The organism is Neisseria sp. P0008.S004, assembly GCF_051962755.1.
Taxonomy (GTDB): Bacteria; Pseudomonadota; Gammaproteobacteria; order Burkholderiales; family Neisseriaceae; genus Neisseria; species Neisseria subflava_A.
In genome coordinates this window covers 128,709-135,669 of sequence record NZ_JBQCUZ010000008.1, presented here as the reverse complement: position 1 = coordinate 135,669, position 6,961 = coordinate 128,709, and the positions used below count along the sequence as shown (strand labels likewise).

Sequence of the window (6,961 nt, the reverse complement as noted above, 5' to 3'; positions counted from 1 at the left end):
AGAAATGGCTCAAACACAGGCGGCGTAAGCTAAAACGGCCGACCGACGGCTTTACGGTAGTGCATCAGACCAACTACAACGGCAGTACTTTTTTAGAAATCGAAGCAACGCCTGATTATTTAAAGCATTACCGTTCGCTGTTTCCTGACAACCGTTATCCCGAGGATTTGCCCCTGCCAAGCATTGGTTGGCATCCAATGTTTAGACCGATATTTTGTTCTGATTCTGCTGTAAGTTTTGGAAAATCATTAAAGGATATTGACAACTTAGAAAAATCATTAGAGGCTATTGACAACAACGGTCATATTAAGAATTTTCATGCAAGATTGTCTATTCATGATAGTGTATCTCTATACTTTATGCATGATAACCAAGAAAATATGAGATGTAGCAAGGAAATATCTTATATTCAATATAAAAAAAATTATTTATATAAAAAAGATTATTTTATCACCAATTAAAATTAAAAATTTACTCAAACAATTAATAGGAGAATTATTATGGCAACAGTTCAAAATGCACAAATTCGGCAGCATTTTATTCGCATGGGCATGCCTAAAAAGGAGATTGATAGCATCATGCGGGATAATGTTATTATGCAAAAGACTCATATTTTTATCAATAAATGGGGGCTATCAAGTATTCGTGTCGATCATCATGTTCCAGCCACTTATACAACGAGAAAATTAAGAGGAGACATTGAATACCGTGAGATGGTATTTGGAAAAGATTATCTTACGGCTTCTGATTATGCCCATGAAATCGAGCATGGTATTTCTGATACTCTTTATAGACTAGATCTTGCTGATGAGAGAAATCCAACAAAAAACCTTACTGCAAATGAGTATGCCCGCCGTTTTTTGTATGAAGAAGGAAAAGCCGAATACAACCGTTTTCAGTTTGATTTGCGGAACAATCCCAAAGAAACCAAATACGGATCGGATACGGCAGCAATCAAGGCGATGAACCAACAACAGGCTGTTGATTATTTTGCCCACAAAATGAAAACCCAAAACCCCAGCGGACAGCCCGACCATACTTATTGGACATGGGCGAAATCTGTATTCCTTAAGGAAACCAATCCAAACCTGCTAAACGGTAAAACTCCGGCCGAAAAGCAAAAAATTCTGCAATCAGGAATGGATGAAGCAGCGCCTGACCATCCCAACAGACTGTTTGGCGTAGGTGACGAGCGGGTTCGCTTTCAGAAAACCGATCCAAATATGCCGCTTAGTCTGATGCCGATGATGGCGCGTGGAAATCCTACGCTGATGGTGGTATTTGTACCTGCCAACAGCCGTTTGGCAGACGGTACGGTAACGACGGCTGCAAGAACAGCGTTATATTATTCTTCAGGCGGAAAGCAGGGGGCGATTGAATTCGGTATCGGTGGCGCGGGCAAGAGTGTCAGCTTCAACGATAATTTAGTAAATTACTCAAAAAGTGCGTATGCGGCACTGATTACTTCAGCCAGTAGGCTTCATTCCAATGCAGTGAACCGCTTGGCTACTTTGGTCGAACAGCAAAAATCCGAACAGGCATCAGGAAAAGGCAAAGAAATTCATAATGAAAACGAAGCTTTGAAAGCTTTGCAGGATTTACTGAACAAAGCCAATATTTCACTTGATTTGCAGGGCGGAGTGGATAATCTTCAGCAGAATTTTGACCAAATTGCCAAAAATTACCATACTCCTCTTGCTATCGAGCTGTATGGAGAAGAGTTGCTCACGACTTCGGTGGAGGATGGAGTGAGTTTTGATATGGATGGCGACGGGATGGCCGAACAGACGGCTTGGCTCAAAAAAGGCAGCGGTTTTTTGGTTTGGGATAAAAATGGAGACGGCATGGTAAACGACGGAACGGAGATGTTTGGTGAGGCAACAGTTATGTCTGACGGCAAGCGCGCAGAAAACGGCGTAGAAGCTTTGAAAGATTTGGACAGCGACAATAATAATATCATTAATCAATATGATGAATTGTGGGGCGAGCTAAGAATCTGGCATGACGAAAACAGTAACGGGAAAACGGAGGAAGGAGAGCTTTCTCTATTGTCCGACTGGGATATCCAGTCGATCTCTTTGGATTTTGCAAAAATCAATCTGAAAGATGAAGCCGATAATAAAATATTATTTGAATCAGAAGTGGTTTTGGAAAACGGGGAAAGGCGTAAGGTTGCCGATATTGATTTCCAAAACGACAAAGGAATTTACAATGAGTTGGCAGGTGAAATTTCAGCAGAGACAGCCGCTGATGTCGTGTATCCGACGGAAATTTCAACATCGGTTATACTGCCCGGAGACAATACTGCATATATCCCGGCCGTATAAACACGTTATCAGATATGGTTTCCAAAGATATTTGGCAGGATAATCCTTTTGCGTGAGGCATTCAGACGGCCTTTGCCCAATCAAACCCATTTTCGGAGGATTTTTAATGAAACTGTATATTTACGACCATTGCCCGTTTTGTGTTCGTGCGCGGATGATTTTCGGCTTGCGTGATGTGGCGGTGGAAGAGGTTGTCTTGGCAAATGATGACGAAGCCATGCCGATTGGCATGATTGGCTCAAAACAAGTGCCGATTTTGCAAAAAGAAGACGGTTCGTTTATGGGCGAAAGTTTGGATATTGTCCGCTATATCGATCAAGGCCGTCTGAAAGAGGAAGTTCGTCCAGAAATGCAGGCTTGGTTGGATAAAGTGGGCGAATACAATAATAAATTGGTACAGCCGCGCATGGTCAAAATCGGCCTGCCCGAATTTGAGACCGATGAAGCGAAAAAATACTTTATCGACAAAAAAGAGAAAAGTATCGGCAATTTCGAGACTAATCTGAACAAAACGGCGCAATATCTGGAGCGTCTGCATCAAGACTTGGCAGAACTGGAAGCGCTGGTGTGCGAAGGCGAGGGCTTGGGTGGAGAAATTAGTTTGGAAGATATCCTGACGTTCCCTATTTTGCGCAACCTGACCGTTGTGCGCGGTATCCAATGGCCGCAAAAATTGATGGATTATTTGTTGGCAATGAGCGAGCGTTCCGGCGTGGCTTTGTATTTTGACCGCGCGTTGTGATGAATGTTTGAAACATAAAAAAGGCCGTCTGAAAATGTTCAGATGGCCTTTTGGTTTAATAGGCAATCGTATCGGCAACCTGTGACAAACCGTTTTCCAACGATTCGAGCATGGCGGTATAGCCGTCGCCTTGTTGCGGCGTAATGGCGTTAAACGGTTTGCTGCGTCCGTCCGGCCATAGTGCATAACCGCTGATGGTGGTCTGCCCCTGATAGCTGCCTTGGAAGGCTTCGATATAGACTTTCAGGGTTTGACTGCTTTGGCTGCGTGAAGCAGGCACGAAGGTGCGATGCGGATTGAGGCGGTTGAGCTTGTTGCTGAGATTTGCTGACAATGCGCCATCGAGCGGTGCCGCCCAAAGGTGGTTTTTCGCTAGATTCACATGATAGGCATCGGTTTGGTAAACGAGGCCGCCGTTGGCAAGCGGTTCGGCAAGGTTGACTTTGACCGCGATTTCGTTGCCATGGGCATCAGGTCGGATGTACTGGCTGTCGGGCAGGACGAAATATTGTGTGCTTTGCGCAGTGCCGCAGGCGGCAAGCGTCAGGGCGGCGGCAATCGGGAAGAGGCGCATTATCGGCTTCCTTTCGGGATAGGGTCTTTGCTGCTGCTGTTGAAAATCAGCGCGTTGGGTTTTTCTTTCAAAGTATTAATCACGGGTTGAACGTCTTTTAAGGTTTTGTCCAAACTTTGCAGCGTATTTTGTACGTCGCCATAGATAGGCGATTGAGGCGATACGCCTTGCAGGGTTTGACGCAATTCTTTCAGGGTTTGGTTCAACTCGTTCGGAATGTTTTGTGTCTGCGGTTTGCCGACCAGTTTGTCGATAGAGCTTAGGGCAGCATTGGCAGATTTAAGTGTGGACTTGAGCTCGGCAAGCGAACCGTTCAAGCCGGCAACGGTTTTATCCAATGGCAAATTGTTGAACTTGTCTAACAAGTCGGCCACTTTGGCTTGCAAATCGTCCAAACCGCCGCCTTGGGTCGCGATAACGGTATCGCCTGCATAAACGGTATGCGGTCGCAGCTTAGGCGAGGCAGAAGGCTGATCGTTCAACTCAATCATTTTGCTTCCGGTCAGTAGGTTGTTGCTGGAGATGGTGGCGGTCAGGCCTTTGTTTAAGGCTGTCTGAAATTGTTGTTTCCAATGTTCTTTGCTTTGCTCGTCGGCATTGATTTCCAAACGGGAAGGCTCGATGCGGATGCGTACGGGAATCCAACCGTTTTCAAACAAATGCAGGCTGTCGTTGCGGTCGAAATAAGGGACATCGGAAACCACGCCGACATTCAGGCCTTTGTATTCGACAGGCGAACCGGCAGTCAGGCCGCGTACGGATTGTTTGAAAAACGCGGTGTAGTACAGCGAGCGGTCGTCAGGCAGGTTGGCGACTTCACTGCGGCTGTCATAAAGCGTGAAGCTGTCTTCGCTTTTGACGTTCTTGCTGTCGCTTGTTTTAGGCGAGTCAAAGGAAATCGCGCCGGATAGCAGGGCAGCCAGAGGGGCGGAGTTGAGTTTGACACCGCTGCCTGTGGTTTCGATATTAATGCCGCTTTCCAGCCAGAAACGGCTGGAGGAATTAATCAGTTTGTCGTTGGGGCTTTGGATGAAGATGGTGTAATGCACGCTTTGGTCGGACGGGTCGAAATGCGCGCTTTCTACTTGGCCGACCATAAAGTTTTCATACAAAACCGGGCTACTGACGTTGAGGATGCGGTCGTTTTTGCCGATCAAATTCAGGCGCAGGCCGCTTTGACCGATGGCGGCAATCGGCGGAATGTCTTGGACGACAAATACGTCTTTGGTTTCTTGGCTTTTGCCCGGTGTAAATGCAATATATGAGCCGGAAAGCAAGGTTCCCAAGCCGGTAACGCCGCTTTGGTCGATACGCGGTTTGACCACCCAAAATTGGGTATCGCTGCGGATAAGGTCTTTGGCGTCGGCACTGAGTTGGGCCGTGACTTCCACGCCTTTTTGGTCGTCGCGCAATTTGATGCGGGTAACGCGTCCGACATCGACGTTTAACACTTTAATAATGGTGTTGTTGACTTCGATGCCTTCGGCGCTGTCCATCAACAGCGTAACGACAGGGCCGCGGTTGCGGATGTCTTTAATCAAAAGCCAGCCGCCGGCAATCAGTGCAATCAGCGGAATCAGCCACACGACAGACGTGAAGACATTGGTTTTCTTGACACGCGCCGGTGCGTGATAATTGGGTGAAGAGTCGTGTTTTTTCATTGTGTTAAGGTCTGGTCAGAATCAAGGCCGTCTGAAAGCTGCTGTTGCTTGTCCCAAATCAGACGGGGATCGAAATAATAGGCCGAAAGCATGGTCAAAATAACGACCAGGCAGAAGTAAATCGCCGCACCACCCGGCACGACGCGCGCCATATTGGTGTGGAACGAACTCATCAAAATAATAATCACAAAAATATCAATCATCGACCAGCGGCCGATGGATTCGGTAATCCGATACAAAACCGACATTTTGTCCGCGCTCATCACAGGTTTAAAGTATGCGGAATAAATCAAAACCGCCATCGCAATAATCTTCAAAACCGGCACCATAATACTGGCACTAAAGATAATCACGGCAATCAATCGGTCGCCGTCGTCCCACATATAAACAATGCCGTTGAAAATCGTATTGATCTCCAAAGCCGTCGGATTTGACGAAATCATAATCGGCAGGATGTTGGCAGGGAAATACAGGATAAACGCCGCGACTAAAAACGCCAGCGAAATGCTCAGGCTTTTCGGGCGGCGACGGTATAAGTCCGCACCGCATACGCCGCAAGGCTGCTCGTCTTTATCGCGGAAATACAGGCAACGGCTGCAACAGATTTTGTCTTCAGTGGCCGTCTGAACCGCATGGCCGCCGGTTAAACGGTGAATCTTATAATAAACCCAATGCTGCGGAATCGATACCGAAGTCCGAATCAGCATGACCGACAACGGAAACATCAGATAAAACGCTGAGCCGAACTCTACTGTGGCAACGGACGAGAGCTTGATATATGCCACCAAAGTGGAAATGAAAAACACATCCACCATAATCCAATGACGCAGCCGAACCAATACGCGCGTTGCAAAGCGCAGCGCAGGGTAGGCCTTTTCGCGTATCAAGGCCGTATAAACATAAAGACAGAGCAGCAAAAACAGTAAGGGCGCGCCGAAGGTGAGGATAAACATCACTTCCGCCAGAAAACCGTAATCCAGCGAAATCAAAAGCCGCATCATTTGCGGCAACGACAAAATCGATGTCACGCCGAACAAATCCACGCGGATATACACCATATTGTACGCGAACGCCATTAGAATCAAGGTTGTCAGCGCATAGGCAATTGGCGCGATATACGGATTGTTTTCCACTTCCACAATTTCATGGTTGCACACCGGACAATGCGCTTCCTGTCCCTGACGCAGGCGCGGAATATCCATACGGCAGCCGCAATCTGGGCATTCCACCGTATGTGCAGGCAGCGTCGCATCAGGAAGATAAGACTTGTAGCGCCACCAGCGATGGTAGGCAGGAATCCGTTTCATGGTTCGGCAGGGGATAAAGAAGGTGCAAAGAGTGTCGCATTATAAAGGAAAACAGAAGGATAGCCCAAATTTAGGTCGATATTTGATTGAATTGCGGCTGCTTAATAAGGTTTGGGCCGTCTGAAAAGTTTGAAAAGACTTCAGAAGTTTATTGCTATGGACCGTTAAATTTTATTAATAGGTCTTAGTTTGGTTTATTTCCATTAGGATAAAAATAAGATATATTCTCAATATTTAAAAACACGATAATCCTTGTAGATTTGTGGAAGGTACACGGTCAACGAACCTGAAGTAGGCTAAAAATTATCTTCTTTGTTTTTAAAACGATTCTTTTCAAATTAGACGGATTT

General features: G+C 46.4%; 5 protein-coding genes and 1 pseudogene. 3 read left to right on the top strand and 3 right to left on the bottom strand.

Annotated elements, in window-relative coordinates; translation table 11 throughout:
- From ACTHSW_RS09545 to grxB, 3 genes and pseudogenes are all read left to right on the top strand, one after another.
- A pseudogene (locus ACTHSW_RS09545) lies at nucleotides 1–461 on the top strand (hypothetical protein); the annotation flags it as partial.
- Between the two features lie 39 nt (nucleotides 462–500).
- Nucleotides 501–2,327 (top strand): hypothetical protein, encoded by a 1,827-nt coding sequence (locus tag ACTHSW_RS09540; RefSeq protein WP_225905466.1) that lies wholly within the window; start codon nucleotides 501–503, stop codon nucleotides 2,325–2,327.
- A 106-nt stretch (nucleotides 2,328–2,433) separates the two neighbouring features.
- Nucleotides 2,434–3,069, top strand: a complete 636-nt coding sequence (gene grxB / locus ACTHSW_RS09535) for a GrxB family glutaredoxin (protein ID WP_107769234.1) — start codon at nucleotides 2,434–2,436, stop codon at nucleotides 3,067–3,069.
- 55 nt (nucleotides 3,070–3,124) lie between these two features.
- Here grxB and ACTHSW_RS09530 read toward each other — a convergent pair whose 3' ends face one another.
- The 3 genes from ACTHSW_RS09530 to ACTHSW_RS09520 are packed head-to-tail and all read right to left on the bottom strand — an operon-like array spanning nucleotide 3,125 to nucleotide 6,611.
- Nucleotides 3,125–3,643 carry a PqiC family protein gene (locus ACTHSW_RS09530; protein ID WP_070461956.1) on the bottom strand — a complete coding sequence of 173 codons (519 nt, stop codon included), beginning with the start codon at nucleotides 3,641–3,643 and terminating at the stop codon, nucleotides 3,125–3,127.
- Nucleotides 3,643–5,304: an intermembrane transport protein PqiB gene (gene pqiB / locus ACTHSW_RS09525; RefSeq protein ID WP_070461959.1), complete on the bottom strand. Its 1,662-nt coding sequence runs from the start codon at nucleotides 5,302–5,304 to the stop codon at nucleotides 3,643–3,645. Before pqiB ends, ACTHSW_RS09530 begins: the two co-directional genes overlap by 1 nt.
- Nucleotides 5,301–6,611 carry a paraquat-inducible protein A gene (locus ACTHSW_RS09520; protein WP_083290081.1) on the bottom strand — a complete coding sequence of 437 codons (1,311 nt, stop codon included), beginning with the start codon at nucleotides 6,609–6,611 and terminating at the stop codon, nucleotides 5,301–5,303. The genes pqiB and ACTHSW_RS09520 overlap by 4 nt, the downstream gene beginning before the upstream one ends.
- Nucleotides 6,612–6,961 lie beyond the last annotated feature (350 nt).